Origin of the sequence: Streptomyces sp. NBC_00727 (genome assembly GCF_045161745.1) — a bacterium.
Taxonomy (GTDB): Bacteria; Actinomycetota; Actinomycetes; order Streptomycetales; family Streptomycetaceae; genus Streptomyces.
In genome coordinates this window covers 1,875,834-1,900,844 of the sequence record NZ_CP108981.1, presented here as the reverse complement: position 1 = coordinate 1,900,844, position 25,011 = coordinate 1,875,834, and the positions used below count along the sequence as shown (strand labels likewise).

General features: G+C 73.9%; 22 protein-coding genes and 1 riboswitch. Of the genes, 6 read left to right on the top strand and 16 right to left on the bottom strand.

From position 1 onward, the window contains the following. Positions 1-185 precede the first annotated feature (185 nt). From OG242_RS08455 to OG242_RS08440, 4 genes are all read right to left on the bottom strand, one after another. A complete protein-coding gene (locus tag OG242_RS08455) occupies positions 186-644 on the bottom strand; it encodes a DoxX family protein (protein ID WP_405897553.1) in 459 nt (152 codons plus the stop codon). Positions 645-1,115: 471 nt separating this feature from the next. Next, positions 1,116-1,760: an HNH endonuclease family protein gene (locus OG242_RS08450; protein ID WP_405897552.1), complete on the bottom strand. Its 645-nt coding sequence runs from the start codon at positions 1,758-1,760 to the stop codon at positions 1,116-1,118. Positions 1,761-2,118: 358 nt separating this feature from the next. Further along, positions 2,119-2,781: an HAD-IA family hydrolase gene (locus OG242_RS08445; RefSeq protein ID WP_405897551.1), complete on the bottom strand. Its 663-nt coding sequence runs from the start codon at positions 2,779-2,781 to the stop codon at positions 2,119-2,121. A 266-nt stretch (positions 2,782-3,047) separates the two neighbouring features. Beyond that, entirely contained in the window at positions 3,048-4,088 is a 1,041-nt protein-coding gene (locus OG242_RS08440; RefSeq protein ID WP_405897550.1) for a peptidoglycan-binding protein, read from the bottom strand. 135 nt (positions 4,089-4,223) lie between these two features. Here OG242_RS08440 and OG242_RS08435 point away from each other — a divergent pair, with 135 nt between their 5' ends. Then, positions 4,224-6,299, top strand: a complete 2,076-nt coding sequence (locus OG242_RS08435) for a DHA2 family efflux MFS transporter permease subunit (protein WP_405897549.1) — start codon at positions 4,224-4,226, stop codon at positions 6,297-6,299. A 77-nt stretch (positions 6,300-6,376) separates the two neighbouring features. Here OG242_RS08435 and OG242_RS08430 read toward each other — a convergent pair whose 3' ends face one another. Together OG242_RS08430 and OG242_RS08425 are read right to left on the bottom strand one after the other, a co-directional pair. Then, the gene (locus OG242_RS08430) at positions 6,377-6,865 is read right to left on the bottom strand and encodes a GNAT family N-acetyltransferase (RefSeq protein WP_405897548.1); all 489 of its coding nucleotides are present in this window, start codon (positions 6,863-6,865) and stop codon (positions 6,377-6,379) included. Positions 6,866-6,886: 21 nt separating this feature from the next. After that, positions 6,887-7,975: a DUF2330 domain-containing protein gene (locus OG242_RS08425; RefSeq protein WP_405901552.1), complete on the bottom strand. Its 1,089-nt coding sequence runs from the start codon at positions 7,973-7,975 to the stop codon at positions 6,887-6,889. A gap of 355 nt (positions 7,976-8,330) precedes the next feature. On the opposite strand from OG242_RS08425, the gene OG242_RS08420 reads away from it, so the two are divergent. Then, on the top strand, positions 8,331-10,313 hold the full coding sequence (locus tag OG242_RS08420) for a bifunctional glycosyltransferase 87/phosphatase PAP2 family protein (RefSeq protein ID WP_405901551.1): 1,983 nt from the start codon (positions 8,331-8,333) through the stop codon (positions 10,311-10,313). A gap of 6 nt (positions 10,314-10,319) precedes the next feature. Here the strand turns inward: OG242_RS08420 and OG242_RS08415 are convergent, their stop codons facing one another. From OG242_RS08415 to OG242_RS08385, 7 genes are all read right to left on the bottom strand, one after another. Further along, positions 10,320-11,315: an AEC family transporter gene (locus tag OG242_RS08415; RefSeq protein ID WP_405897547.1), complete on the bottom strand. Its 996-nt coding sequence runs from the start codon at positions 11,313-11,315 to the stop codon at positions 10,320-10,322. A 101-nt stretch (positions 11,316-11,416) separates the two neighbouring features. Then, on the bottom strand, positions 11,417-11,854 hold the full coding sequence (locus OG242_RS08410; RefSeq protein WP_405897546.1) for a transglycosylase SLT domain-containing protein: 438 nt from the start codon (positions 11,852-11,854) through the stop codon (positions 11,417-11,419). A 302-nt stretch (positions 11,855-12,156) separates the two neighbouring features. Next, positions 12,157-13,026, bottom strand: coding sequence for an ECF transporter S component (locus tag OG242_RS08405; protein WP_405897545.1), 870 nt, complete (start codon positions 13,024-13,026; stop codon positions 12,157-12,159). Next, the gene (locus OG242_RS08400) at positions 12,978-14,702 is read right to left on the bottom strand and encodes an ABC transporter ATP-binding protein (protein WP_405897544.1); all 1,725 of its coding nucleotides are present in this window, start codon (positions 14,700-14,702) and stop codon (positions 12,978-12,980) included. Before OG242_RS08400 ends, OG242_RS08405 begins: the two co-directional genes overlap by 49 nt. Next, positions 14,699-15,859, bottom strand: coding sequence for an energy-coupling factor transporter transmembrane protein EcfT (locus OG242_RS08395; RefSeq protein WP_405897543.1), 1,161 nt, complete (start codon positions 15,857-15,859; stop codon positions 14,699-14,701). The genes OG242_RS08400 and OG242_RS08395 overlap by 4 nt, the downstream gene beginning before the upstream one ends. Then, on the bottom strand, positions 15,856-16,551 hold the full coding sequence (locus OG242_RS08390) for an SCO2322 family protein (RefSeq protein WP_405897542.1): 696 nt from the start codon (positions 16,549-16,551) through the stop codon (positions 15,856-15,858). The genes OG242_RS08395 and OG242_RS08390 overlap by 4 nt, the downstream gene beginning before the upstream one ends. After that, the gene (locus tag OG242_RS08385) at positions 16,548-17,801 is read right to left on the bottom strand and encodes a prenyltransferase/squalene oxidase repeat-containing protein (protein WP_405897541.1); all 1,254 of its coding nucleotides are present in this window, start codon (positions 17,799-17,801) and stop codon (positions 16,548-16,550) included. Before OG242_RS08385 ends, OG242_RS08390 begins: the two co-directional genes overlap by 4 nt. Before the next feature lie 127 nt (positions 17,802-17,928). Beyond that, positions 17,929-18,000: riboswitch (cobalamin riboswitch) on the bottom strand. 342 nt (positions 18,001-18,342) lie between these two features. Here OG242_RS08385 and OG242_RS08380 point away from each other — a divergent pair. Further along, a complete protein-coding gene (locus tag OG242_RS08380) occupies positions 18,343-18,981 on the top strand; it encodes a helix-turn-helix transcriptional regulator (protein WP_405897540.1) in 639 nt (212 codons plus the stop codon). Positions 18,982-19,028: 47 nt separating this feature from the next. Further along, positions 19,029-19,493: a DUF3291 domain-containing protein gene (locus OG242_RS08375; protein ID WP_405897539.1), complete on the top strand. Its 465-nt coding sequence runs from the start codon at positions 19,029-19,031 to the stop codon at positions 19,491-19,493. On the opposite strand, the gene OG242_RS08370 is transcribed toward OG242_RS08375, so the two are convergent. Genes OG242_RS08370 through OG242_RS08360 form a run of 3 tightly spaced genes read right to left on the bottom strand, consistent with a single transcriptional unit; the run spans position 19,490 to position 23,480 of the window. Then, positions 19,490-20,623 carry a winged helix DNA-binding domain-containing protein gene (locus OG242_RS08370; RefSeq protein ID WP_405897538.1) on the bottom strand — a complete coding sequence of 378 codons (1,134 nt, stop codon included), beginning with the start codon at positions 20,621-20,623 and terminating at the stop codon, positions 19,490-19,492. The genes OG242_RS08375 and OG242_RS08370 overlap by 4 nt on opposite strands. A gap of 18 nt (positions 20,624-20,641) precedes the next feature. Next, complete coding sequence (locus OG242_RS08365; protein ID WP_405897537.1) at positions 20,642-22,624, bottom strand: helix-turn-helix domain-containing protein; 1,983 nt, start codon at positions 22,622-22,624, stop codon at positions 20,642-20,644. A 37-nt stretch (positions 22,625-22,661) separates the two neighbouring features. Then, positions 22,662-23,480 carry a 3-hydroxybutyrate dehydrogenase gene (locus OG242_RS08360; RefSeq protein WP_405897536.1) on the bottom strand — a complete coding sequence of 273 codons (819 nt, stop codon included), beginning with the start codon at positions 23,478-23,480 and terminating at the stop codon, positions 22,662-22,664. Between the two features lie 44 nt (positions 23,481-23,524). Between OG242_RS08360 and OG242_RS08355 the strand changes: the two genes are divergently transcribed. Together OG242_RS08355 and OG242_RS08350 are read left to right on the top strand one after the other, a co-directional pair. Beyond that, on the top strand, positions 23,525-23,689 hold the full coding sequence (locus tag OG242_RS08355) for a hypothetical protein (protein WP_405897535.1): 165 nt from the start codon (positions 23,525-23,527) through the stop codon (positions 23,687-23,689). A 44-nt stretch (positions 23,690-23,733) separates the two neighbouring features. Beyond that, complete coding sequence (locus OG242_RS08350) at positions 23,734-24,987, top strand: alpha/beta hydrolase family esterase (RefSeq protein ID WP_405897534.1); 1,254 nt, start codon at positions 23,734-23,736, stop codon at positions 24,985-24,987. Positions 24,988-25,011 lie beyond the last annotated feature (24 nt).

The following is a 25,011-nucleotide window of genomic DNA, read 5'->3' as shown; positions in this document are numbered from 1 at the left end:
GGCAGGTTCAGCTGTACAGCGTACGCCTGTCGTTCACCCGGTGATCCATATATATGCGTGATGTTGGGCACCCCGGTCGAGGCCGGGTGGAGCGCGTACCGCCGGGGAGCGGTTTTCCCGGCGGTACGCGAGAGGTCGTACGGGGCCCGGTCGGTCGGCGGGCCCGGGGGAGTGGGGAGAGCGGGTCAGACGGAGACCGGGGAGTTCCGTTCCGCCGTGCGGTCCCGGTCCTGACGGTCCGGGGTGCGGGCGGCGAGCAGGCCGTCCAGGGCCAGGGCGCCGGGGCCGGTGAAGACGATCAGCAGGAAGACCCAGCAGAAGACGGCGGAGGGTTCGCCGCCGTTCTGCAGGGGGAGGAGTGCGTGGGACTGGTGGACCGTGAAGTAGGCGTAGGCCATGGAGCCGGACGAGATCAGGGCGGCGACACGGGTGCCCAGGCCCAGGGCCACGAACACGCCGCCGATGAGCTGGATCACCGCGGCGTACCAGCCGGGCCAGGTGCCGGCGGGTATGGAGCCGCCGTCCCGGGCGCCGCCGAATATGCCGAAGACCGAGGCGGCGCCGTGGCACGCGAAGAGCAGGCCGACGACGATGCGGAAGAGCGCGAGGACGTAGGGCTGGGCCCGGTGCAGATGTGGGGTCATGGGGGAGGGGCTCCTTCGGTCTGGTGGGGACGTTAACCGACTGGGCGCCATAGATTAGGTAAACCTCACCAATACTTGCAAGTTCAACGTTCTGTCGAGTGGCTGGAATGTGATGGGTTGATGTGAGCCGGTCGACGCGCCAATACCGCCTCGAACTGGGCAGCCTTGTTCCCGTACTTGGCCTGAACCAATGGCGGCGCAGCTTTCCGGCCATGGGGGTGGGGTTCGGGCGCTTGATGCTCCGACCACGGCAGCCCCGGGTTTCACTGGAGTCCCGCTGGACTTCCGCACCCCTCGCGCCCCGTTGGCGGACTGCCGGCCCGCGCTTCGGGCCGTGCGGTGCCTGTTCGCTTGTCATGAACAGCCGTAGTAGGCCGAAAACACGTCGGTGGTCCCGCCGGCCGGCCCTCGTGCGGGGCGTCGGCCGGTGGGACCACCGGGGTTGAGGGCGCCGTGGGGCGGCCCCTCGGTTCAGCAGCCGCTGAGCGCGGACTGCAGGGCCGACTTCTCGGCCGAGTCGACGGTGAGCTTGTAGTAGTGCTTCACGTGGATCCAGGCCCGCACGTAGGTGCACTTGTACGCGGCGCGCGGCGGCATCCAGGACGCCGGGTCCTTGTCGCCCTTGGCCTGGTTGACGTTGTCCGTGACCGCGATCAGCTGCGGCCGGGTCAAGTCGTTCGCGTACGCCTGCCGTTGGGTGTTGGTCCAGCTGGAAGCGCCCGAGCGCCAGGCCTCGGAGAGCGGGACCATGTGGTCGATGTCCAGATCGGATGCGGCGGTCCAGGTGGCCCCGTCGTACTCCGAGTACCAACTGCCGCTGGTCGCGGCGCAGCTGGAGTCCTGCGAGACGTTGGTGCCGTCCCGCTTCAGGACGACCTCGCGGGTGTTGCAGGCGCCGGACTGGGTGATCCAGTGCGGGAACTTGTCCCTGCTGTAGCCGCTGGACGAGCCCTCCGCCTTCACGGTCAGCTCGCTCAGATACGTGCGGGCGGTGGACGCGGAGACCGGAGTGGGCATGGCCGCCTGGGCGCCGGGGGCGTTGAGCAGGCCGGTGGTGACGGCGAGGGCGGCGGATGCGGTGAGGACGGCTATGCGACGCGCGTAGACACCTGACATGCGAACTCCCTTGATGTGGGGGGATATGGGCGGGCCGTCATGAACGGCTCGGCCATCGTGGCGGCGCCGGGTTTCCGTGGGGTGGGCGCCAGGTAACAGAGTGGCGACATGGGCACGTCACATCAAGGGGTCTGGCAAAGGGCTTCGTGGTGCGGGGGGCGTACGGGCCCGTGCGCGCGGGCGTGTTGAGCCGGTCCAGCGGATCGCCGGAGCCCGTGACCTGCGCGGGAGCGCATGCGAAAGGCCCCCGCCCGGGGTGGGCGAGGGCCGTACTGAGGTTCGTGGTGCTGGTGTTTGACGGGGGGTCAGCGGCCCCGGTGCGCGCGGAAGGCCGGGCGCGGGATGTCCCGCCGCGAGGTTACCGCGCGTCGAAGCGCAGGGTGAACCCGCCGTCCGCCGCGGCCTCGACGCGCAGCTGCGTAAGGTCGGCCACGTGGGCGTCCGGTGAGTGGGCACCCGCGCGGGGGCCGACGCCCACGACGCGCATGCCGGCCGCCCGGCCCGCCGCGATGCCCGCCTCGGAGTCCTCGAAGACCACGCAGTCCGCCGGTTCGAAGCCCAGTGAGGCCGCGCCCTTGAGGAAGCCCTCCGGGTCCGGCTTGCTGGCGCCGACGCTCTCGGCGGTGACGCGGAGCTCCGGCATCCGCAGCCCGGCCGCGGTCATCCGGACCGTCGCCAGCCCGAGGTCGGCCGAGGTGACGAGGGCGTGCGGAAGGGCGGCGATGGCGTCCATGAAGGCCGGTGCTCCGCCGACCGGGACGACGCCCTCGGTGTCGGCGGTCTCCTCGGCGAGCATCACCCGGTTGTCCGCGTGGTTCTGCTCCATCGGGCGGTCCGGCAGCAGGACCGCCATCGTGGCGTAGCCCTGCCGGCCGTGGACCACCTTCAGGGCCTCTTCCGGGTCCAGTCCGTGCCGCAGTGCCCAGCGCCGCCAGCAGCGCTCCACGACGGCGTCGGAGTTCACCAGGGTGCCGTCCATGTCGAGCAGCAGGGCGCGGGCGGTGAGGGCGGTGGCCGGCATGGGCGGGCTCCAGAACGGGGGGAAGCGAACACCGCGGGGGTGAGCGGCGCGGGAAATCAAGCGGCCCCCGCCCGCCGGTCAGGGTGTGCGCGCGGAGGCCACTTTGTTTCTCCACGATACAAAAACGGGGTCGCGAATGCGAATCCCCTGCCGGGGTGGGGTGCGCGAAGGCCCCGGGCCAGGGGTGTGCCACCCCTGGCCCGGGGCCTTGCGGGCTGAGGCGGAGCTCCCTCCGGGCACCCACAGGGGGCGGCTTGCGGCACTGGTCAGTGCCAGTCGTGTTCCGGCGTGGCCTCTTCGAGGCGCCGCCGGGTGTTCGGGCCGTAGGCGCCGTCCGGGTCGCCGGTGACGTTCCACCATGACTGAAAGACGTGCACGGCTTGCTCCACGCGGTCGGTGTAGTCGGAATCGATCGGCCCGAAGAACGTTCCGACCCGCGGGTCTTTGAGCCGGCGCTGCAGCTCCGCCACCTCCGGCCCGTGGTCGCCGCGCCGCAGGGTCCCGGTCTCGTCCGGCGTCGCCTGTGGCGGGGCCAGGCCCTCCGCGGGGTCGCTGCTCTCCGCCGTGGCCGACGGGGACGTGGAGGCCGTGGCGGAGCGGGAGGCGGACGCGGAGGGCGACGCGGACGTGGACGCCGGGGGAGACGCGGACCTGGACGCCGAGGCCGAGGCGGTCGCGGAGGGGGAGGCCGAGCGGGAGGGTGACGCGGAGGCGGAGGGCGTCGTGGACGGCGAGGGCTCGCTCTCGTCCGGGAGGCTGGCCACCGTCGACGGCAGTGCCTGGTCCAGATCGGCCTCCCCGTTGCCGTCACCGTTGAACAGCCCGCCGACGAAGGCCGCCGTGCCCACCACGGTGACCACGGCCGCCCCCGCGATCACGGCGGCGAAGGGCCTGCGGCGGCGCGGCGTCACCGGGTCGGGCCCGTTGAGCAGGAGCGCGGCGTCCGTCGGAGGAGGGTCCGCCGGGTCCAGGAACAGCGGCATCGTGGTCGCCGCGTCGCCCTCGGGGCCGTAGACGTGCGGGGCGCCCGGCGGGGGAGTCGTGGGTGCCGCCGTCACGGTGTCGCCGCCCAGGGTCACGTACGGGCGGATGCGCAGGGGGTCGAAGTCCTCCGCGGCGGCCATCTCCGCGGACCGGCCGGCGTGGTGCTCATCGGCGATGCGCTGCTGCTCGGCGGCCCGTTCCGGGTCGGTGACGTGACCCGGCGCGCCGGGGGCTCCGTATGCCGCGCGGCTCGCGCACGCGCAGCCCGGACCCGCGCCCGGTCTGCTCCCCGTACCGCACTCCGGGCATATATGTCCGGCCATCGTGGGTCCCCTCCCCTTGAACTGCCTGCGATTATGCAGGCCGCCGCCGAGAAGCCCAATCGCCCGGCCCTCCGGCAGGCCATAACGGGGCAGAGCGGACAGGATGGGGGTGTAGCGGATCCGAGGAGATGTTTCATGGCCCAGCAGCTGAGCCCCACGGCCCAGGCCCCCGGCGGGGACCGCTCCACGCGGTCGGTCCTGGTGGCGATCGGCGCACTGCTTCTCGGCATGCTCCTCGCCGCACTCGATCAGACCATCGTCTCCACCGCGCTGCCCACCATCGTCAGCGACCTCGGCGGGCTCGAACACCTCTCGTGGGTGGTCACGGCCTATCTGCTGGCCTCGACCGCCGCGACCCCGCTCTGGGGAAAGCTCGGCGACCAGTACGGCCGCAAGAAGCTGTTCCAGACCGCGATCGTCATCTTCCTGATCGGCTCCGCGCTCTGCGGCATCGCCCAGAACATGCCCCAGCTGATCGGCTTCCGCGCCCTCCAGGGCCTCGGCGGCGGTGGGCTCATGGTCCTGTCGATGGCGATCGTCGGCGACATCGTCCCGCCGCGCGAACGCGGCAAGTACCAGGGGCTCTTCGGCGCCGTGTTCGGAGCGACGAGCGTCCTCGGGCCGCTGCTCGGCGGCTTCTTCACCCAGCACCTCTCCTGGCGCTGGGTCTTCTACATCAACCTTCCCATCGGGGTCGTCGCCCTGGTCGTGATCGCAGCCGTGCTGCACATCCCGGTCCGCCGGACGAAGCACACCATCGACTACCTGGGCACCTTCCTCATCGCCTCGGTCGCCACCTGCCTGGTCCTCGTCGCCTCCCTCGGCGGCACCACCTGGCCCTGGGGCTCGTCGAAGATCATCGGCCTCGCGGTGCTGGCCGTGGTGCTCCTGATCGCGTTCGTGATCGTGGAGCGGCGCGCCACCGAGCCCGTGCTGCCGCTGAAGCTCTTCCGGATCAGGACCTTCAGCCTCGTCGCCGTGATCAGCTTCGTCATCGGCTTCGCGATGTTCGGCGCGATGACCTATCTGCCGACCTTCCTCCAGGTGGTGCACGGCATCACGCCGACGATGTCCGGCGTCCACATGCTGCCCATGGTGTTCGGGCTGCTCATCACCTCGACGGTGTCCGGGCAGATCGTCAGCCGTACGGGCCGCTGGAAGGTGTTCCCGATCGCCGGTACCGGCATCACCGCGATCGGGCTGCTGCTCCTGCACCGGCTGACGGTGTCCAGCAGCACCTGGGAGATGAGCGTCTACTTCTTCGTCTTCGGCGCGGGCCTCGGCCTGGTGATGCAGGTCCTCGTCCTGGTCGTGCAGAACGCCGTCTCGTACCAGGACCTCGGGGTGGCGACCTCGGGCGCGACGTTCTTCCGGTCCATCGGAGCCTCGTTCGGTGTGGCGATCTTCGGCACCATCTTCACCAACCGGCTCACCGACAAACTCGGTGCGGCGCTCGCCGGCCGGTCGCTGCCGCCCGGTCTCGACGCGAAGAGCCTGGCCGCCGATCCGCGCGCCATCGGGCAGTTGCCGGCCGCCCTGCGCGGGCCGGTGCTCCAGGCGTACTCGACGTCGATCACCGACGTGTTCCTGTACGCGGCACCCGTCGTCCTGGTCGCCTTCCTCTTCGCCTGGCTCCTCAAGGAGGACAAGCTGCGCGGATCGGTGACGGCGCCCGATACGAGCGAGACCCTGGCACCCAACCCGGTCGAGCGGTCCTCGTACGACGAGTGCGCGCGGGCCCTGTCCGTGCTGGCCACCCGGGAGGGCCGCCGCGAGGTCTACGTCAAGATCACCGAGAAGGCGGGCTACGACCTGCTGCCCGCCGCCAGCTGGATGCTGCTGCGCATCAAGCGCCACGGCACCGTGGAGCCCGCCCGGCTCGCCGAGGTGGCCCCCGTACCGCTGCGGGTGATCAACGACGCGGCCCGGCAGCTGGAGGGGCGCGGACTCGTCCGGCGGGTCGGGGTGCAGATGGTGCTCACCGAACCGGGCGCGGAGGCGGTGGTGAAGCTCGCCCAGGCCCGCGAGGACTCCCTGGCCGAGCTGCTCGGCGACTGGTGGGGGCCCGACCGGCCGACCGACCTGGTCGCCCTGGTCTCCGAGCTGACGCGGGAGACCAGCGGGTCCAGCAAGGAGCGCCCGCACAGCCCTGAGCCGAAGCGCGACCACGCGGCGGGACACCCGTACCGGGACGCTCGAAACGCGCCCTAGCTAGGGCCTTTCACTCTTCCGGGGCACCCGCTCCGCGATTGGTCCGCAGGCGTACGGGGAAGCCCCCCGCCGACGCCCTACGCCCCCTGGGCCAGCTCCTTCGCGAACCAGTGCTCCGCGTAGGGGCCCCGGTTGAACGCCGGGACCTCCCGGAAACCGTGCTTCGCGTACAGGCCGCGCGCCTCGACCAGGTCGTTGCGGGTGTCGAGCCGCAGCCGGGACGTCCCGAGGGCCCGTGCCCGGTCCTCCAGCGCGGTGAGCAGCAGCCCGCCACCGCCCGTGCCCCGGAACTCCGGGCGCACGAAGACCCGGGTCAGCTCGGCCGTGTCCGCGTCCACGAGGACCAGGCCCGCGCAGGCCGCCGCCCGGCCGCCGTGCCGGCCGACGACGAAGGCACCGGTCGGGGCCGTGAGCCGCTCGGCGCCGTCGTCGGTGAGCCCGTCCCGGATCTCCTCGGCCGTCGCGGGACGGCCCCAGTAGCGGCTGGCCACCTCGTCGTAGTAGTCCCGCCGGAGCAGGGCCGCGTCCGGGGAGTCGAAGGGTTCGGGTGCCACGGTCCAGGTCATCGGGCCATTCTCCCCACCCGCCTAGCGCAGCGGCGGCGGCACGAAGACCGGCGGCGGGGGCAGGACCGGGCGCCGCCGCCGGGCGCGCACCACCAGCAGCAGGGCCACGACCACCGCTAGCGTGCCGCCGAGCGGCACCAGCAGCCAGACCGGCATGCCGCCCCAGGTCAGCAGCGTGTCCCGGTAGACCACGGTCCGGTACGGGGTGTCCTCCGCGGTCGCCCGCAGTTCGTGGTCGCCGTCGATCCGCTCCGGCGACGGGAAGTACTGGTCGATCGCCGTCACGAAGACCGGCTTGTCGCCCGTGACCGCCGACAGCGCCTCGTACCGCTCCTTCGCGGGGTCCACCCGGCCCGCGTACGCGACCTTCGGCGGCCGTCCGCCGATCGCGCCGCGCGGTTCCATCCGGTGGTCGGCCAGCACGTACAGGTCGAGGGTCTGCGGGGTCGCGGCCAGCTCGGACAGGCGCATCGGATAGACCAGCCGGTCGCTGGCGAACCGCAGCCGCAACGGTTCGAGCGTCCCGCTCAGCAGGCTTCCCCGCTCCTCCGGTGCGAGGCGCACCGCCACGTACTCCCACTTCTGCTCGACGTACGGGCGCAGGGCCGTGGCCAGGCGGTCCGGCAGTTCGAAGCCGTTCTCCTTCAGCCAGCCCTCCAGCGCCTCCGGGTCGGTCGCCGTCAGCCGCGCCACGTCGAACGGCCCGAGCCGCTCGCGGCCGACCACGTCGACCGGCGCGGCGGCCCCGGGGGCGGCGGCGCGGTCGCCGGCGCCGCCGTCGGAGCCGTGGAACGGCCAGTCCTCCCCGCGGGGCCAGAAGTAGTGCCGTTCCTCGTGCACCGGCGCGGTGATCGCCCCGAGCTCCGTGAACAGCGCCGCGTCACCCAGCTCGACCGTGGCGCGGTGCGGGACCGGCATGATCCAGGCCGCGTCGGGCGCGTTCCCCCGGACGCTCAGCTGCATCACGATCTGCTCGGTGCTGCCGTCCCAGCCCACCGCCGACGTCTCCCGGGCGACCTCGACCCGGCTGTCCCGGTGCACCACCATCGCCCCGCAACCGCAGGCGTACGCGGGTGCGATCAGCGACTCCAGCTGCAACGACACCAGCATCAGGGCCAGGGAGAGCGCACGGACCGCCCAGCTCCTCGCTCTTCGTTCTCTCCCCGCGCCGCGCATCTTCCGCCCTCCCCGTCGTTACTGATCACGGGCTCAGACGTGCGTGGGCCCCCGCCGGTTCCGGCCGGTGCGGTCCGCCCGGCCGGGCGGACTTTCCGACGAAGCGGAGTGACAGCCGGGCACAAAGCGGGTTGATTGGGTCTACCTCATGACGCAATGCGAAGGTTTCACACAAGCCGGGCAATTGACCGGCAACAGACCTTGGGAGGGTCGGCACAGCGTGGCGAACGCGGAGCACGGTGGGAGCGGAAGCGCGACGGCGGGAACGAGGACCGGGGCGGCACGGGCGGTGCTCTGGCTGGTCGTCGCCGCACTGGCAGTCCGGCAGATGGCGGTGGTGCTGCGGCAGCCGCCGGGCGAACGGCTCACCGATCTGGAGACCTGGATCGGCGAGAACGGTGTGCTCCACGTGAACGGCTCGCTCTACGACACCGACCGCTTCACCGGAACCCCCTTCGCCGGGCTCGTCCTCAAGCCGCTCACCCGCACCGCCGAACAGAGCCTCGGCGTCGCCTGGACCTTCGGCTCGCTGCTGCTCGTCGCCGCCCTCGGAGTGGTCGCGGCCCGCGCCCTGCCCGGCCCGGTCGGCCGGCGCACGGCCCTGCTCGCCGCGCCCGTCACGATCAGCCTGCTGATGCTGTCGCTGCCGGTGCGCAACGCGTTCCACCTCGGCCAGGTCAGCATCCTGCCCGTCCTCCTGGTCCTCGTCGGCCTCTTCGCCGTCCGGGGGGAACGCGAAGCCGGGATTCTCATCGGGGTGGCCGCGGCCCTCCAGCCGACCGTGCTGCTCTTCGCCCTCCTGCTGTGGCTCACCCGCAGGCGCCGCTGCGCGCTCACCGCCGCCGCCGCGTTCGCCGCGTGCACGGCCCTGGCGTGGGCCGCGATGCCGCACGACTCGTGGACCTACTGGGTGCACCACGTCGCCGGGGCCGGCCTCGGAGACCAGGCGGACAGCCTCGCCAACCAGTCGCTGCACGGCGCGCTGCTGCGCCTCGGCCTCGCCGGGCCGCTGGAGATCGCGCTGTTCCTCGCGCTGGCCGCCGCCGTCTGCGTCACCGGCCTGCGCCGTGCCGCGCGCTACGCCCGCGACGGACAGCTGCTGCTCGCCGTGGCCGTGACCGGCTGCGTCGCGGTCGCCGTGTCACCGACCGCCTGGCAGCACCAGCTGCTGTGGGTGCTGCTGGCCGTGGCCGGCCGGGTGGGGCGGCGCGCCTCGGACCGGCCGGTCTGGCCGGCCTTCGTGGTCCTGGTCACCACCCTGCCGGGCACGATGCTGCTGCCGAACATCGGGGCGGTGTTCCCGGTACGCGACAACGTGCTGCTGCTCGCCGCGCTCGGGGCCGCCTGCGCCGCCCCGTTCCTGCCGCGCACCTCCCCGTACTGGCAGCGGCCCGTGCCCACCGCGTACGCGCGGCCCGTCCCGGCCCGCTGGAGCCGGGTGCCGCTGCTGCCGTTCTGGCGGCGGGTGCTCAGCCGGCCCAACCTGCTCCTCGAACTCCTGCTGATCCGGGTCGTCTACTCCGCGTACGCGCACGTCAGGCTGGCCGCCACGGCCGGGCGGGCCACCGCCGAGCGGCACGGGCGGCAGATCCACTCGGTCGAACAGTGGCTGCACATCGACGTCGAGCACCGGATCAACCACGCGGTCGCGGGCGTCGGCCGGCTGCGGGACTTCTTCGACTACTACTACTCGACGTTCCACTTCGTCGTCCCGCTGGCGATCCTCGCCGTGCTGTACGTACGCCGCCCCGCCGACTACCGCTGGGCGCGCTCCACCCTCGGCTTCGCCACGCTCCTCGCGCTCGTAGGCTTCTGGCTCTACCCGCTGGCCCCGCCGCGGCTGATGTCCGGGCTCGGCTTCATCGACACCGTCCACGGGGTCCAGGACTTCGCCGAGCCGGACTACGGGGCGCTGACGGCGATGACCAACCAGTACGCGGCGATGCCCTCGCTGCACTTCGGCTGGTCCCTGTGGTGCGGGGTGATCATCGTGCTGCTCGCCCCGAAGGCGTGGATGAAGGCGCTCGGGGTGCTGCATCCGCTGTTCACGGTCTCCGCGATCGTCGCGACCGCCAACCACTGGGTGCTGGACGCGGTGGGCGGGGCAGCGGTCGTCGCGCTCGGCTTCCTCATCGCGTACGTGCTCGCCGGCCCGCGCCGGTTGCGGGTGACGCCTGAGACGCCGGAGGGGAGGGCGGCCCGGGTGCCCGCTCCCGCCGCCGCCCCGGAGGCGGACGGCGAGGCGGTGGCGGGCAAGCCCAAGGCGACGTGACACCCCCTACGGCCCCAGCGCCCAGGTGGCCACCGACAGCGTGACCATCGACACCAGAGTGGAGGTTACGACCGCGTCCCGGGCGAGGCCGGTGTCCAGGCCGTACTCGCGCGCGTAGATGAAGGAGTTCTGCGCCGTCGGCAGCGCCGCGCACAGCACCACCGCGAGCAGCTGGTGGTCCGGGAGGTGGAGCAGCGGACCCGCGACGAGCAGCGCGGCCAGCGGCTGCCCCAGCGTCTTCACGGCGACCACGACCGCGGTCTCCGCCCGGTCCCCGCGCGCCCGGCCCCCGCGCGCCCGGCTCCCGCCGCCCGGGCCCCGGTGCAGCGACAGGCCGAGCGTGATGAGGGCCGTCGGCACCGCCGCCGCGCCCAGCACGTCGCAGGGGTGCGTCAGGGCGGCCGGCAGCCGCAGCCCGGTCGCGGAGACGGCCACGCCGAGCAGCGAGGCCAGGATGATCGGGTTGCGCACGGGCATGGTCAGCATCCGCCGGAACCCGCCGCCGGGGCGCCGCCCGTCCTTCCCGCGGGTCCCCGAGTCCAGCAGGGTCAGGATCACCGGTGAGAGCACCAGCACCTGGAAGAGGATGACCTGCGCGACGAACGACGCGTCGCCGAGCACCTGCACCGCCACCGGGATGCCGAGGTTGGCGGAGTTCACGTGGCCCGAGGACATGGCGCCGATCGCCGCGTCCGCCCGCCCCCGGCCGAACACCCGCCGCACCAGCACGAACCCGGACCCGGCGGCCACGGCGGTGCTCGCCGCGAACGCCATCATCGACGGATGACCGAAGACGTCCGGGCTCGCCCCCGACACCATGGTGAACAGGGCGGCCGGCATGGCGACGTGGAAGACGAACCTGCCGAGCACGGCCTCCGCCTGCTCCCCGAGCAGCCCGCCGCGCCCGACCGCGTAACCGATGCCGGTCAGCACCCAGATGGGGGCGAAGGCGGAGAGCAGGGCATGCATGGCCGCCATGATCCCCGTACGCCTGTCCGGCATGCGGACGGGGGTGCGGATGCGCGTACCGCTGCCCGGACATGCCGATGCCCCGGCCGCGGGGCGGTCGGGGCATCGGGGGCACTGGTTCGAGCCGGGCCGGCTCAGTACCAGTTGTGGGCCTGCCAGAAGGACCAGGCGCCACAGGGGCTGCCGTAGCGGGAGTTCATGTAGTCCATGCCCCACTTGATCTGCGTGCCGGGGTTGGTTTTCCAGTCGGAGCCGGCGGACGCCATCTTCGAGCCGGGCAGCGCCTGGACCAGGCCGTAGGCACCGGAGGAGGCGTTGGTGGCGGACGGGTTCCAGCCGCTCTCGTGGCTGACGATGTTGCTGAAGCACTGGAACTGGGCGTCGTCACCGATCATCTGCTTCGCCGTGTCCTGGGCACTGCCCGCGGACGTCGGCGCGGCGGTCGGGGCCGCCATGGCCGGGGAGACGCCCAAGCCGATGCCGGTGGCTCCGAGAAGCACGGTGGCGCCGGCGACGGCGGCCTTGCGACGGGCGGTGCGGGGCGTGGAGATGAGGTTACGGGCGAACGACACAGGGAACCTAACGGTCGGGAACGGGGGAGTCGCGGGCTCGGTCCGAATCATGCGTGGACCGGCGCTCGTTGACCGCGATCCCGGTGAGGACCCTGCGGTGCTCGGCGACGAGATCCAGTCTTAGCGGCGCCGTTCGGCCGTGGCAACGACCCCTGATACGACCCCGCCTCGCACCCCGGGCCGAAGGGCCCGAACCGGCTCAAACCGCTCCGTAGCAGGTCGCGGGGGTGTTGAAGGGGCGCAGAAGCCGCGTGCCCGGCTCCTATTCCGCTTCGTACGGGACCAAGGTCCTGTGGGTGCCCTCACTCGCCACGGGCCTCGAATGTGACCTGGGCCTCGAAGGAAGCGCGCCGGGTGGCCCGCCGCAGCGCCTTCAGCAGCGGCGCCCCGACCGTCAGCGTGAGGACGACCGTGAGCACGGCCCGGCCCAGGTCCCAGCCGAGCGAGGTCGTCGCGCAGTACGCGAGGAAGCGGACCAGGTTCTCGCCCAGCGGGTCGCCCGGCCGGAACGAGATGCCCGAGGCGAGACCCGGCACGATCGTCCACCCGTACAGATTCATGATCGTCCCGTACGAGAACGACGCGACCGCCCCGTACGCCGCCAGCATCAGGAGCTCGCCGCGCCCGCGCAGCCGGTCCGGGCCCGGCAGCAGGCCCGCGCCCATCGCGAACCAGCTCATCGACAGCATCTGGAACGGCATCCACGGCCCCACCCCGCCGGTCAGCAGCGCGGAGGCGAACATCGTCACGGACCCCAGCACGAAGCCGAAGCCCGGCCCCAGCACCCGCCCGCTCAGCACCATCAGGAAGAACATCGGCTCCAGCCCCGCCGTGCCCGCCCCCAGCGGGCGCAGCGCCGCCCCGACCGCGGCCAGCACCCCCAGCATCGCCACCGCCTTCGCGTCGAGCCCGGCGTCCGCGATCATCGCGACCACCACCCCGACCAGCAGCGGCAGCAGCGCGGCGAACAGCCACGGCGCGTCCTGCGCGTGCGCGAGCCCCGAATCCCGGTCCGCGAGCAGCGGCCACCCGAAGGCGGCGATCCCGATGGCGCTGATCAGCACCAGCGCGACGATCGCCCGGGGGCCCAGCCTGACCGGGCGGCCGCGCCTCCGCACGCCGCTCACGCGCCACCCCCCAGGGCCGCGCGCACCTGGGAGACGGTGAGCCATTCCTGCGGGGCGAGGACCTTGGCGGTCTGCGGTGAGAACGCGGGCGAGGACACCACGACCTCGGCGGTCGGCCCGTCCGCGACGACCTCCCCGTCGGCGAGGATCACCACCCGGTGCGCCAGCTCGGCGGCCAGCTCCACGTCATGGGTGGCGAGCACGATGGCGTGGCCCTCGGCGGCCAGTGCGCGCAGCACCCCGACCAGCCGGGCCTTCGCCGCGTAGTCCAGGCCCCGGGTCGGCTCGTCGAGCAGGAGCAGCGGCGGCCGGGCGGTGAGCACGAGGGCCAGGGCCAGCGCGAGGCGCTGCCCCTCGGACAGGTCGCGGGGGTGCGTGTCGTCGGCGACCCCCGGCAGCAGCTCGGAGACCAGTGCCCTGCAACTGCCCGGCTCCGCCCCGGCGTCGGCGTCGGCCGCCGCGCACTCGGCGGCGACCGTGTCCGCGTACAGCAGGTCGCGCGGTTCCTGCGGTACGAGGCCGACGCGGCGCACCATCTCGCGCGGCGGGGTGCGGTACGGGGCCAGGCCGCCGGTCAGGACGGTGCCGGAGGTGGGCTCGACCATGCCGACGAGGGCGCCGAGCAGCGTGGACTTGCCCGCGCCGTTGCGCCCCATCAGGGCCACGGTCTCGCCGGCCCGGACGGTGAGCGTCACCCGGCGCAGCGCCTCGACCCGGCCGCGCCGCACGCCGAGCCGTTCCGCCCGGGCGGCGGGGGCGGCGGGGGCGCCGGTGGCGGGTTCGGGGGCCTCCTGCGGGTCACGCCGGAACAGCCGGGCGAGGGCGCCCCGGCCTGGGGCGGGGCGGGGCGGAAGGGGGGCCGCGGGGGCGCCGGGCGCGTCCGGGGCCTGGCGTCCCGGCGCCACGTCCGCCAGCCGGTCGCGCAGACCGCCGGCCCGCCGCCGCGCGTCCCGGACCGTGAGCGGCAGCGGGTCCCAGTCCGCGAGGCGGCCGAGCGCGACGACCGGCGGGTACACCGGGGAGACGGCCATGACGTCGGCGGGCGCCCCCAGCACGGGGGTGGCGCCCGGCGAGGGGAGCAGGACGACCTGGTCCGCGTACTGCACCACGCGTTCCAGCCGGTGCTCCGCCATCAGGACCGTAGTGCCCAGGTCGTGGACGAGCCGCTGGAGGACCGCGAGGACCTCCTCGGCCGCCGCCGGGTCCAGCGCGGACGTCGGCTCGTCGAGGACCAGGACCCGGGGGTGCGGGGTGAGGACCGAGCCGATCGCGACGCGCTGCTGCTGGCCCCCGGACAGGGTGGCGATCGGGCGGTCGCGCAGCCCGGCCAGGCCCAGCAGGTCGAGGGTCTCCTCTACCCGCCGCCGCATCACGTCCGGGGCCAGGCCCAGCGACTCCATGCCGTAGGCCAGCTCGTCCTCGACCGTGTCGGTCACGAAGTGCGCCAGGGGGTCCTGGCCCACCGTGCCGACCAGGTCCGCGAGCTCCCTCGGCTTGTGCGTCCGGGTGTCACGGCCGTCCACGGTGACCCGCCCGGTCAGCGTGCCGCCCGTGAAGTGCGGCACCAGACCCGAGACGGCACCGAGCAGCGTCGACTTGCCGACCCCGGAAGGACCGACGAGCAGCACCAGCTCACCCTCCGGGACCATCAGGTCGACCCCGGACAGGGTGGGGCGCACGGCCCCCTCGTACCGCACCGAAACATCGTCGAACCGGATCACACCTGCTCCTCGAAGCCTGTGGGGGAGGGCGGGACGGGCGCGACCACCGCCGGCAGCAGCCCGAGCAGCACGGCGGCGGCCGGCCACAGCGGCAGCACGGGGGCGGTGAGCGGTACGACCCCGGGGTGCAGCGCGGCCGGATCGGCGTTCCCGGCCCAGATCATCGCCGCCGCGACCGCCGCGCCGGACCCGGCGACCAGCCAGGCCCGTACGCCCCACCGGTCGGGCCGGTAGCGGGTCCGTGCCGAACGCGCCCCGCCCAGCCGGAGTCCCGCCATCGCGGCGGCGAGACCGGCGACGAGCAGCGGCACCCCGTAGCCGGCGCCCTCGGCGGCCAGCAGTCCGTACGTACCGGCGCACACGCCGAGCAGCCCGCCGAGCGTGAGCACGTTCGTGGTGTGCCGGACGGCGGCCGGGACCCGGGCGGTGCGCCCGTAGCCGCGCGCGTCCATGGAGGCGGCCACGGCGACCGACCGTTCGAGGGCGCCCTCAAGCACCGGCAGCCCGATCTGGAGCACGGCCCGCACCCCGCCGGTCGGCCGGCCGCGCAGCCGGCGGGCGGTGCGCAGCCGCAGCACGTCGGCGACCATGTTCGGCGCGAACGTCATCGCCACGACGACGGCCACCCCGGCCTCGTACAGCGCGCCGGGCAGCGACTTCAGCAGCCGGGCCGGGTTGGCGAGGGAGTTCGCCGCGCCGACGCAGATCAGCAGGGCCGCCAGCTTCGCCCCGTCGTACAGCGCGAACACCAGCTGCTCCGCGGTGACCCGGCCGCCGATCCGGACGCCCTTCGCCCAGTCGGGCAGCGGCACCTCGGGCAGCGTGAAGAGGGTGTGCGTGCCGGGGATCGGAGAGCCGAGGAAGACGGAGAACAGCAGCCGGACCGCGATCACGAACAGCCCGATCCGGATGAACATCCCGTACGACCTGGCCCACGGCGCGTCCGTGCGGCGCGCGGCCACCACGTACCCGGCGACGCCGACCAGCAGGCCGAGCAGCAGCGGGTTGGTGGTCCGGGAGGCGGCGGTGGCCAGGCCCAGAGCCCACAGCCACCACGCCCCGGCCGGCAGCGCGTTGGAGCGGGTGGCGGCGGGGGCGCGCCAGGCGGGGAGCCGGGGTGTCGTCGGGTCCGTGCGGCCGGCTGTCGGGCCGGTCATCCGCGGCGGCGGCGGGCCTGTGCGACTGCGGCGATGCCGAGGAGCAGCACGGCGCCGGTCCCGACGAGGACCCCGGCGGACGGGCCGCCGCCGTCATCACCGTTGCCGTCGCCGGAGGAGGCGGCGGATGCCGAGGTGGGGGCGGCCTTGCTGCCGCCGTCCGAGCCGCCGTTCCCCTGCCCGGAGACCTGCTCGCCGCAGCCCGTGGCCGGGTAGCCGGAGATCGCGCAGAGCATGGCGCTCGTGTCGTAGCGCAGTGGCTTGGCCACCGCGGCCAGGGCCTCGGCGCTGCTCGCGTCCGCCGCGACCCGCGCGCAGGCGGTCCGCAGCGCGGGCGGGGTCTCCCCGTCCGGCGCGTCGGCCGCGCTGCCCGGGTCGATGACGAGGGCGACGCGCTTGCTGCCGTCCTTCGCCGGGGTGTCCGCGCAGATCTTCGCGAAGTCGGGGGCGCGGCGCGGCTTGGAGGCGTCCCGCGAGTCCGCGCTCACGGAGAAGCGGAAGCCCTGCACCGAGCCGTCCTCGGGCCGTACGAGCGACGGCCCCTGGGTGGCGTACGACCAGCCGCTCGCCGAGCCCTCCCAGAACGACCAGTAGCGGTAGCCCGCCGCCTGCGCCGTGCCCGCGCCGAGCACGGCCAGCACGGCACCGACGACCAGGAGCGCGGCCGCCCGTGCCACTCGGCGGGCCCTCACGGCTGCTGGTTCTTGCGGCGGCCGCTGATCAGGAAGCCGGCGCCCGCGCCGACCGCGAGGCCGATGCCGACGAACCACCAGACGCCGCCGATGCCGTCGCCGTCGCCGCTGTCCTTCTGCTCCTCCTCGGTGGCCGTCGGCTTCGGCGTCTCCACGGCGGCCGGCGCGGGGCCGGTCGCGTTCAGCTGGGAGACGAGGTCGGCGCCGCCGAAGTCGTGGACGTCGGTGCCGGTCGCCTGCGCGGCCAGGATGAGCTGGGCGTACGCGGCGGGGCCGGCCTGCTTCGCCCAGGCCGCGGAGTTCTTCTCCAGCCAGCTGACGGAGGCGGCGGCCTTGTCCTTGTGGCCGGCGGCGGCCAGCGCGACGACCGCGTCGGCGGTGTTGCCGAAGTCGGGCTGCGGCTCGCTGTCCTCCGCGCCCGGCATCGGCGGCTGGTCGAGGTGGCCGCTCTTCGCGAGGGCGGTGGTGAGGTAGGCGGCGCCGTTCTGCGCGGCCTGTTCGGGCTTCAGCGGGGAGCCGTTGTGGCAGGCGGGGTCCTTCACGGCCGCGCTGTCCGGGACGACCAGGCCCTTGCCGAGGGCGCCGAGGACACCGGCGGCCGTCGCGTCACCGTTGGCGGCGAGCTTGCCGGCCTTGTCGGGCTGGTAGGCGAACGCGCCGCCGTCCTTGCCGCCGCAGGGGATGGAGAAGCCGAGCAGTGCGGCGTACGGGGTCTTGCCGCCGTGCGTCGTCACGTCGCCCAGCTTCTCGCCGGCCCGTGCGAGGGTGCCGATCACGATGGAGGTGGAGTTCGCGTCACTGGGGCTGCCGGCGGTGTAGCCCCAGCCGCCGTCCTCGTTCTGGACGGACCTGAGCCAGCTGACCGCGTTCGCCAGGGCGTCCTGGTGCCCGCCGATCGCGCGCAGGGCCTGGGCCGCGGCGGCCGTCGCGTTGGTGTCGGCGACCGTCTTGTCGTTGCAGGGTACGGAGGCGTCCGCACGGTACGCGGCGAACGCGCCGCTGTCGCACTGCTGACCGGTCAGCCAGTCCACCGCCTTCGCGGCGGGCGTCACGCCCACGGCCTGCTGAGCGAGGAACGCGAGCGACTGCCGCCACACCCCGTCGTACGTCGGGTCACTCGTGCCGTAGAGCCCGGAGGGCAGCGCGGCCGGGGGGGACGGAGACGGCGCGGCGACGGCGGCCGGGGCGGCGGCCGCGCAGAGCGCGGCGGCGGTGGCGGCGAGCGCGGCGGCGCTGCGGCGTACGGTCATGGCGGGCGGTGCCTCTCCTGGGGGGACCGGGCACAGGCACACACGGCACCAGGCTCCGGCTCCGTATACCTCGACGGTGCCGGCCGCCGGGGGGTCCCGACGGCGCGAGCCGGTCACGACTCGGACAGGGCATTCCGACTTCCGCCTCGGCGGCGGTCACGGCTGCGGGTCAGTGCCGGATTTGCACCGGCTTCCCCCTGAACGGGCATGATGACGACTCGCACAGTCTAGCGGGCGGGGCCGGGGCCGTGAGGGGTGCACCTGCGGCGGGCCCGTTCCCCCACGCGCCCCTCCCCGGAACCGGGGCGCCGCCCCGGACCCCGCGCCTCAATCGCCGGCGGGGCTGGGTTTCGGGGCGCTGTTCCGGGCCTCGGGCTTCAAGCGTCGGTGGGGCTGGGTTTCGGGGCGTTGTTCCGGGCCTCGCGCCTCAATCGCCGGCGGGGCTGACATTGGCCGCGCCACAATCAAGCCCCTCCGGCGATTGAGGAGCGGGGGTTCGGGGGCAGCGCCCCCGAGGGGCGTGCGGCCTAGACTCGCCGTCGTGAGCAGTGACGACGACGCCCTGGACGCCCTGGCCGCCCTCGGGGACCCCGTGCGCCGCGGCCTGTACCGCCACGTCGCCGCCGCCCCCGGCGACGTCACGCGGGACGCGGCGGCGGACGCGGTCGGGGTGACCCGGGCGGTGGCCGCTTTCCACCTGGACAAACTGGTGGACGCCGGGCTCCTGGAGGCCGGCTTCCGGCGGCTCTCCGGCCGCACCGGGCCCGGCTCCGGGCGGCCCTCCAAGCTGTACCGGCGGGCGGACGGCGAGCACGCCGTCTCCGTACCGCCGCGTTCCTACGACACCGTGAGCCAGTTGCTCGCCGAGGTGGTCGAACGGGCCGGGCTCGACGCGGAGTTGCAGGCGGCGGCGCGGGCGGCCGGAGAGGCGGCGGGCGCGGCCGACCCCGTCGAGGCGCTGCGGGAACGCGGCTACGAGCCTTACTGGGACTGCGGCAGACTCCGGCTGAACAACTGCCCGTTCCACGCCCTGGCGGAGCAATTCCCGGCCCTGGTCTGCGGGATGAACCTCGCCGGCGTCCAAGGGCTGCTCGCCGAGGGCTGGAGCGCCGCCATGGACCCGCTGCCGGAAGGGTGTTGCGTCGCGGTCGAGGGGCCCGATGGGGCCGCCCAAGTCTAAAAAAGAATCCGTTGACTTTAGAAGGTTCACCCGGCCATGCTTGGCCCGTGAACGACTTCCACCTCGCCCAGGTCAACGTCGGGCGCATCCTCGCCCCGCTCGACAGCCCCCAGCTCGCCGACTTCGTCGCCCAGCTCCCGGAGATCAACGCCCTCGCCGACGGAGCCCCCGGCTTCGTCTGGCGCATGGTCGACGACGAGGGGGCCGATGCCACGAGCCTGCGCCCCGAGGCGGAGGACGACCTCTTCCTCATCAACTGCTCGGTCTGGGAATCGGTCGACGCGCTGAAGGCGTACGTCTATCGCAGCGACCACCTCAGGGTCCTGGCCCGCCGCCGCGAATGGTTCGAGCGCCTCGCCGACCACCACATGGCCCTGTGGTGGGTTCCGGCCGGCCACCGCCCGAGCGTGCGGGAGGCGATGGACCGGGTCGCCCTGCTCCGCGCGAAGGGCGACACCCCCGACGCCTTCACCTTCCGAGCCCCGCACCCACCCCCGGTGAGCCGCTCCTAGAGCATCCGCACGTCCGCGTCCGGCAGCTTGGCCCACCAGTGGTGGTAGCGGCTGTAGACCGTACGCTCACGGGCGCCGAGGAACGCGGTCAACGCCTCGGCCTCCGCGCCCAGTTCGTCCCAGACGGCCGCCGGCAGCGGGTGGAACGCCGTGGCCTCGACGCCCTCGGCCGTCGGGCGCCACACGCCCGCGACATGGCCGTCCACCAGCAGGGCCGGCAGGACGTCGCCGTTGCGCCGGATCACCAGCGGGCGGTACTCCGGAGGTATCACCCGGCCCCGGTCCGCGTACGCCAGCAGCGTGCTGTCCCACATCGCCATGAGCCGGGCCGGGGCCGGGGTTCCGGCATCCGGCCGGGAGGCGCCCGGGAGGTCGAACAGCGCCTCCCCGCCCGGCCCCTCCAGCCGCTCCACCTCGTCCGTCAGGGCGTGCAGCGCCGCCCGGGCCGGCGCCCGCCCCACCATCGAGAACTGCGCCACGTCCAGGACCGACGCCGGACCGAACCCGGCCAGATACCGCAGGACCAGGGCACGCAGCGCCTCCCGGTCCACCGTCCGGCCCCGGGACGCGGGACCGGGGCCCGCCGCCACGAAGGAGGGGCGTGCGCCGAAGGACCACGGCGGGCCGGTCGGGACGTGGTGCAGCGGCGCGTACGCCTTCATGCCCCACCACACCGCGTCCTTGCGCTCCGCGCCGTACAGCTCCGCCAGCCACGCCTGCATCTCGGCCGACGACCTCGGCGAACGGGCGAACTCCATGACCCGCGCCACCAGTTCCTCCCCGTCCGCCGGAGTGAGCCCCGACACGGTGAACCGGGGGCCCATCCGCGAGCCGTACAGCACAGGCTGCATCGCCGCCCGGAACGCCGCGTAGTCATCGGCGTGCACCGCGTGCAGCGTGATCCGCATGAGCGTCCCCTTCACCACCGACCGCTCGGCGAAGGCCGCGTCGAGTGCTTCCGGGGTGAAGCCCGTGAGGCGGTTCCACAGGGCGATGTACGGCGAGGCCGGGTGCTGGGCCTGGAGCGCGACCACCCGCCGCACCCCCTCGGCCGCGGTCAGCGGCTCGCGGGCCAGAAGAAGTTGACGGCTGAGGGTCGCCCGGTTGAGGGCGCGAGCGGAGATCGTCACGGTCCAGGATTCTGCCCGTCAGCCCGGCCGCGTGCCCCGCGAGGCCCCCGACAGCAGGTGCAGCCGCAGGGCCAGTTGCAGCTCCAGCGCCCGGCCCGGTTCGTTCCAGTCGCGGCCCAGCAGCACCTGGATGCGGTCCAGACGCTGCACCACCGTGTTCACATGGACGTGCAGCTCGTCCTTGGCCCGGATCAGGCTGCCGCCCGCCCCGAAGTACGCGCTCAGCGTCCGCACCAGATGCGTGCCGCGCTGGGCGTCGTACTCCAGCAGCGGCCCCAGCGTCGCCGCCACGAAGCCGCCCACGTCCTGCGCGTTGCCCAGCACCACGCCCAGGAAGCCCAGCTCCTCCACGCACGCGCCCTCGCCCGTCCGCCCCAGCACCCGCATCGCCCGCAGACAGCGCGCCGCCTCCGCGTAGGCGGCGGCCAGCTCGCCGGGGCCCCGGGCCGGACCGGCGGCGGACACCGTGACGGGGGACTGGGCGAGCTGCCCCAGCTGGGCCGCCGCCGACCGGGCCGCCGCGCCCGCACCCGTACCGGAGTCCTCGATCAACAGCACCACCGCACCCGCGTGTTCGGCGCTCACGCCCTGGTTCTCGCCGCCGAACAGGAAGCGCATCGCGGCCGGGGCCAGCCGCTCGCGCGCACCGGTCTCCGCCACCAGCAGCAGGTGCGGGCGGTCCAGGTCGATGCCGAGCCGGCGGCCCCGCTCGGCCAGCCCCGCCGGATCGCGCCCCGGGTCCGTCAGCAGGTCCGCGATCAGCTCGCCGCGTATCCGGTTCTCCGTCTCGGCCACCGTGCGCCGCAGCAGCAACAGCAGCCCCGTCACCACCGCCGACCGCTCGAACAGCCGCCGGTCCGAGTCGTCCAGCGGGCGGGCCCGGTGCAGGACGAGCCCGGCCAGCAGCTCCTGCCCGGCGAGCACCGCGCACACCACCCGCCCGTCGCGGTGCACGGCCCGCGCGCCCGTACGCGACTCCTCGGCCGCCTCCGCCAGCCAGCCGGCGTCCATGCTGTCGGCGGCGAAGCCCGTACCGTCCGGGCGGACGGCGGCCAGCGGGCGGCCGCCCGGGTCGTGGATGGTCAGCGGCGAGCCGAGCAGCCCGGCGACGGCCGCCGCCACGTCCTTGACGTCCCGGCCGCGCAGCACCAGGTCGGTGAGCCGGTCGTGCGACTCCTCGGCCCGTGCCATGGCCGCCGAGTGCGCCCGCACCGAGGCGTTGGCCTCGGCCAGTTCCGCGTTCGCCTCGGCCAGCTCGGCCAGCGCGGCCGTGGTGTCGGCGAGCGCGCGGGCCGTGTCGATGGCGATCGCCGCGTGCGCGGCCAGCGAGCAGAGCAGGGCCACCTCGTCCGGGCTGAAGACCCGGGGCGAGCGGTCCGCCGCGAACAGGACTCCGATCACCTTGCCCGTACCGCCCCGGCTCGACCCCAGCAGCAGCGGCACGCCCAGGATCGCGACCAGGCCCTCGTCCAGGACACCGGCGTTGATGTTGCGGGTGTGGCGGAAGCGCTCGTCGGTGCGGTAGTCCGGCGTGGCGTACGGGCTCGCCGTCTGGGCCACCAGACCGCCCAGGCCGTCGCCCAGTTCCAGCCGCAGCCGCTGGAAGAGCACCGAGACCGAGCCGTCGGTCACCCGCATGTAGGTGTCCCCGGCCTCCTCGTCCGGCAGGGTCAGATACGCGGTGTCCGTCCCCAGCAGCATCCTGGCCCGCCGCACGATCGCCTTCAGCACGTCGTCCAGGTCGCGCGATGCCGCCAGGTCGCCCGCCGTGTCGAACAGCGCGGTCAGCTGGGCCTCGCGCCGACGGTGCTGGCGCAGCGCGCTCCTGATCCGCAGCGCGGTCGCCGTCGCCCGCTCCACCTCCGCCAGCTCCCCGGCGTCCACCCCGTCCGCCCGCGCCTGCGAGGAGACCGCCCCCAGCGCCTCGGCCGGGGCGTCGTCGGCCAGCAGGTCGAACAGGCGCCGGAGGTGGGGCGCGGCGGAGGGGAGCGGTTCAGGCATGGCGTTCCAGGGTTCCTCGGGGGTTCGGGGCGGCGGGTCAGTTCGCGGTCCAGCCGCCGTCCATGGAGAGCGACGAGCCGGTGATGTGCCCGGTGCGCGGGCCGCACAGCCACAGGACCGCCTCGGCCACGTCCGCCGGTTCGATCAGCCGCTTGATCGCGCTGCGCTCCAGCATCACCCGCCCCACCACCTCCTCCTCGGAGATGCCGTGCGTACGGGCCTGGTCGGCGATCTGGTTCTCCACCAGCGGCGTGCGCACGTACCCGGGGCAGACGCAGTTGCTCGTCACCCCGTGCTCCGCCGCTTCGAGCGCGACCACCTTGCTCAGCCCCTCCAGTGCGTGCTTGGCCGTCACATAGGCCGATTTGTACGGGCTCGCGCGCAGCCCGTGCACCGACGAGATGTTGACCACGCGCCCCCAGCCGCGTTCGTACATGCCCGGCAGGGTCCGGCGCAAGACACGGAACGGGGTCTCCACCATCACGCGCTGGATCAGGGCGAACCGGTCCGGCGGGAACTCGTGCACCGGTGCCACGTGCTGGATGCCCGCGTTGTTGACCACCACGTCCACATCGGCGGGCAGGGTGTCCACGACCGCCGGCTCGGACAGGTCCACCACCCAGGGCGTCCCGCCGATCTCCTTCGCCAGCCGCTCGGCGGCCTCACCGGCCCGGTCCACGACGTGCACATGGGCGCCCGCGGCGGCGAGCGCCTGCGCACAGGCCCGCCCGATCCCGCTCGCCGCCCCCGTCACCAGCGCGGTGCGCCCGGCCAGGACGGGTTCTGCGGGCGCCTGCGCGGGGCCGCCGGACGCGGCGGCGGCGGGCTGGTGATCCGGTCTGCGGGAAGTCTCCATGGGCGTCACCGTAGGTACGGGCGGGCCCGCGTCACACGGCGCCGGTGCACACACCCGCGTACCGGGGCATGGTGGCGGCGTACATGGTGCGGGTGTCCGCCGGGCGGCCTCCGCTCCGGGCCCGTGCCCGGCGCAAGGGACTTGCCGCACACACCCGGGAGCCGCCGGTGTCCGCCTGCCACATGGGCGAGGGCGTCCGCCGCTCGTAGGTTCCGGCAGCAACCCGTACCCCCACGGCAGGGAGAAAGCACCCGTGCGCCCACCGATCCTGAAACGCCTCTTCCGCCGCCTCGCGGCGACCGCCGTCCTCGGCCTGCTCGCGGCGACGCTGAGCGTCACCACCGCGCAGCCCGCCGCAGCCGCCGCCGGCCTCCAGCAGGTGACCGGCTTCGGTTCGAACCCCGGCAACCTCCAGATGTACGCGTACACCCCGGCAGGACTCCCCGCGAAAGCCCCCCTGGTCGTCGCCCTGCACGGCTGCACGCAGACCGCGAACGCGTACTACACCAGCTCCGGCTGGCCGGAGTACGCCGACGAGTGGGGCTTCGCCGTCGTCTTCCCGCAGACCACGTCCGCCAACAACGCGCTGTCCTGCTTCGGCTGGTTCGACCCGAACGAGGACACCCGGGGCAAGGGTGAGGCCGCGTCGATCGTGCAGATGGTCGACTACGCGAAGAAGACCTACGGCTCCGACGGGCGCCGGGTGTACGTCACCGGGCTCTCGGCGGGCGGCGGGATGACCGCCGACCTGCTCGCCGCCTACCCGGACGTCTTCGCGGGCGGCTCCGTGGCCTCCGGGCTGCCCGCCCAGTGCGCGACGAGCCAGGCGGCCGCGTCGGGCTGCCAGTACGGGCCGCAGAGTTTGACGCCCGCGCAGTGGGGCGACAAGGTCCGCGCCGCCTCCCCGGGTTACAGCGGTCCGTGGCCCAGGGTCGCGATCTGGCAGGGCACCTCGGACTACACGGTCTACCCGGCCAACGCGACGGCCCTGCGCGACCAGTGGACCAATGTGTGGGGCATCAGCCAGACCCCGTCGTCCACCGACAGCCTCCCCGGCAGCACCACCCGCACCGTCTACAACGACGCCTCGGGCAAGCCGGCCGTGGAGATGTACTCGGTCTCCGGCATGGGCCACGGCCTGCCGGTCAGCCCCGGCTCGGGCGACCGGCAGTGCGGCTCGACGGCCGCGTACTTCCTCAACACCATCTGCTCCACGTACTACACGGGCGTCTTCTGGGGCCTGGACGGCGGCACCGAACCCGGCGACCCGGGCGACCCGGGCGACCCGGGTGATCCGGGAGACCCGGGAGACCCCGACCCCGCGCAGTGCTACACAGCCACCAACTACGCCCACGTCACCGCCGGCCGGGCGCACATGTCCGGCGGGTACGTCTACGCCAACGGCTCGAACCAGAACATGGGCCTGTACAACGTCTTCCTCAGCCACACCCTGAAGGAGACGCCCGCGGGATACTTCGTCATCGCGGACAGCGGCTGCACCGCCTGACCCACGAGGAGCGGGGCCCGGCGC

What these genes read in the sequence shown, in the direction of transcription:
- OG242_RS08445 (WP_405897551.1), bottom strand. Translation starts at nt 2,781, where the DNA reads ATGCCGGCCACCGCCCTCACCGCCCGCGCCCTGCTGCTCGACATGGAC.
- OG242_RS08395 (WP_405897543.1), bottom strand. Translation starts at nt 15,859, where the DNA reads ATGACCGGCCCGACAGCCGGCCGCACGGACCCGACGACACCCCGGCTC.
- OG242_RS08365 (WP_405897537.1), bottom strand. Translation starts at nt 22,624, where the DNA reads ATGCCTGAACCGCTCCCCTCCGCCGCGCCCCACCTCCGGCGCCTGTTC.
- OG242_RS08385 (WP_405897541.1), bottom strand. Translation starts at nt 17,801, where the DNA reads ATGACCGTACGCCGCAGCGCCGCCGCGCTCGCCGCCACCGCCGCCGCG.
- OG242_RS08425 (WP_405901552.1), bottom strand. Translation starts at nt 7,975, where the DNA reads ATGCTGGTGTCGTTGCAGCTGGAGTCGCTGATCGCACCCGCGTACGCC.
- OG242_RS08405 (WP_405897545.1), bottom strand. Translation starts at nt 13,026, where the DNA reads ATGGCTCACCGTCTCCCAGGTGCGCGCGGCCCTGGGGGGTGGCGCGTG.
- OG242_RS08440 (WP_405897550.1), bottom strand. Translation starts at nt 4,088, where the DNA reads ATGGCCGGACATATATGCCCGGAGTGCGGTACGGGGAGCAGACCGGGC.
- OG242_RS08450 (WP_405897552.1), bottom strand. Translation starts at nt 1,760, where the DNA reads ATGTCAGGTGTCTACGCGCGTCGCATAGCCGTCCTCACCGCATCCGCC.
- OG242_RS08455 (WP_405897553.1), bottom strand. Translation starts at nt 644, where the DNA reads ATGACCCCACATCTGCACCGGGCCCAGCCCTACGTCCTCGCGCTCTTC.
- OG242_RS08430 (WP_405897548.1), bottom strand. Translation starts at nt 6,865, where the DNA reads ATGACCTGGACCGTGGCACCCGAACCCTTCGACTCCCCGGACGCGGCC.
- OG242_RS08435 (WP_405897549.1), top strand. Translation starts at nt 4,224, where the DNA reads ATGGCCCAGCAGCTGAGCCCCACGGCCCAGGCCCCCGGCGGGGACCGC.
- OG242_RS08415 (WP_405897547.1), bottom strand. Translation starts at nt 11,315, where the DNA reads ATGCCGGACAGGCGTACGGGGATCATGGCGGCCATGCATGCCCTGCTC.
- OG242_RS08360 (WP_405897536.1), bottom strand. Translation starts at nt 23,480, where the DNA reads ATGGAGACTTCCCGCAGACCGGATCACCAGCCCGCCGCCGCCGCGTCC.